General features: G+C 59.7%; 1 protein-coding gene. It reads left to right on the top strand.

Annotated elements, in window-relative coordinates; translation table 11 throughout:
* Nucleotides 1-1218: 1218 nt before the first annotated feature.
* Nucleotides 1219-1893 (top strand): hypothetical protein, encoded by a 675-nt coding sequence (locus ABDV69_RS21175; protein ID WP_343577772.1) that lies wholly within the window; start codon nucleotides 1219-1221, stop codon nucleotides 1891-1893.
* Nucleotides 1894-2189 lie beyond the last annotated feature (296 nt).

Here is a 2189-nt window from a genome sequence, read left to right as displayed (position 1 = left end):
CACCCGTCGGAGCGGTTCAAGGTGTACCACCAGCTGTTGTCGAAGTACCTGGAGCAGGGGATCAACACCTACCGCAGGGAGCACGGGCTGGATCAGGCTCAGGGTCAGGGCGTGCTCACCGGCGTCACGGTCCAGGGCCAGGGCTCTGACCAGCGCAAGGGCACAATAAAGTAACAACACCGGCCCGGTGAGGTTGATACTGTCCCTTGCTGGGAGCAGACTGGTGTGTAGCGAGGGACGCAGGCGAGAGGCCCCGGCATGGACGCCGGGGCTTCTCGCTGTCCAGGGAGCGGAACCGATGAGAGAACCACCGACGGACCCCCTTGACAAGCCTTATAGAACAACTGACCGCACCCAGGTCAGGGGCAGAATATGTGGGTCGTGGACCCACAACCTGTACAACCGCCAGACGGGTGAAGTACGGGTGGTGCAGTTCAGGTGCAAGTCGTGGGACTGCGAGTTCTGTGGCCCACGGAAGCGAGAGAAGCTGATCTCGGACATCAACCAAGCCGGCACACTTTACGATCTAAGGACATTCTTTACGTTGACGTTACCTGGAGAGTGGCACAAGGGAGGGAGACACCGTGAAAGTACATGGAATGGCAAGGAAGCGGACGAAGCGCTCAAGTACCTGCGAGCCTGCTGGTCCAAGCTACGCAAGAGGCTGGCCCGTGCGATCGCTGAGTTTCAGTACGTCGTGGTCGTCGAAGGTCACAAGGACGGTACTCCGCATCTTCACGGTCTCTGCAGTAGTGGTCTTGACGGGAGACGACTTCGAGCAATGGCTAGAGAAGTGGGACTAGGGCGGATGGTCGATGTGTCTGATGCCCCGATACGGCGGATAGCACGCTACGTGGCCAAGTACCTAGGGAAGGGCTCGGACCGCCTCCCGAAGGGCGCCAGGCGTTACTCCTGCTCACGTGGCGTCTTGCTCCACCCGCCCCGGGATCGGTCGTGGACGGGCAGCGTGCTGGACGACACGGGCAGAGAGGTATGGGGACCCCACGGAGCCGACCACAGGCACCAGGCGCCGGTTGATGCGAGGGTCATCGAAGGTGACGGGCAGCCGAGGTGGCTTCGGCGGGTGCGGGTTCGCATGTTGATGGACGCCTTCGGTCCGGGCACCGAGATCATATCCCCAGGTCAGAGCCCTGACGCCGCAGCGTCACACCGTTCCCTATACTGTTGCGCAGGAAGCAACGAGCAGGGAGAGTTCCAATGGCCAACGTAGTGGTCCCATACTTTGATCGGAATGAGTGGTGGAGGGTTGCTCAGGCCAAGCGGGCACAGTATCTCGTGTTTGATTCTTCGACGCTGGCGGCTACGGATACGACCACGGTCTCTGGTGATGAGTCAATCGGCCTCATCACGACACAGATCTCAACGTCGCCAGATACGGCCTTCGAGGTGCTGGCAGTAGGTATGGAATCGCAGGTCTTGCCATTCACAAACCAGGCAGAGTCAACGAATGGCATCAATGCACTGTGGTATGGCGGTGAGTTCGAGCTGAGCTACCACCAGCCGCAGCCGCCGGCATCTTCGAGCACCGTCAACGCAGTGACCACCGGCACACTGGCACTGCGTAACAAGCTGTTCACCCAAGGCATCATGTACGGTAACGGCTGGACAGCGAATGGCGCCGACACCGCAGGTGATACGCAGGTTCTCACGCCTAACGCAGTGCAGCTCTGCGTGTTCTTCGAGAAGCCCGTGCTGATCGTCGGTACCAGCCTGTTCACCCAGTTCAAGTCGTATTCATCTTCGGCGTCCTGCAACGTGTTCAATCGGACGCATGTGCTCGGTAGACCGGTCCATATCTCCACCTCGCAGTATGTGGAGCTTGTCGCCCTGGCAACGGGGCAAGCAATCCTGCAGCCGCTGGTCGTAGGGTAGAAAGGGGTAGTCATGTATGTCGATGGTGACAGCTTCAGCGTAGGAGATGAGAGGCTCGATAAAGGGCCGTATTCCGAGAGTGCAGTTGATACCGTTCCGAGAGGTGCTGGTACGAGGTATGCCAAGAAGTATGTGCGTATCCCGGCGAACGTGATGAAGCACGAGATCATGCCGGCGGCTGCGAACATGGCGGCGCAGGCGCTTCAGACCATTCAGGTGCACCCGTCGGAGCGGTTCAAGGTGTACCACCAGCTGTTGTCGAAGTACCTGGAGCAGGGGATCAACACCTACCGCAG

Origin of the sequence: Mycobacterium sp., from assembly GCF_039583785.1 — a bacterium.
GTDB lineage: Bacteria > Actinomycetota > Actinomycetes > Mycobacteriales > Mycobacteriaceae > Mycobacterium.
This window is presented reverse-complemented; position numbering and strand designations above follow the sequence as displayed.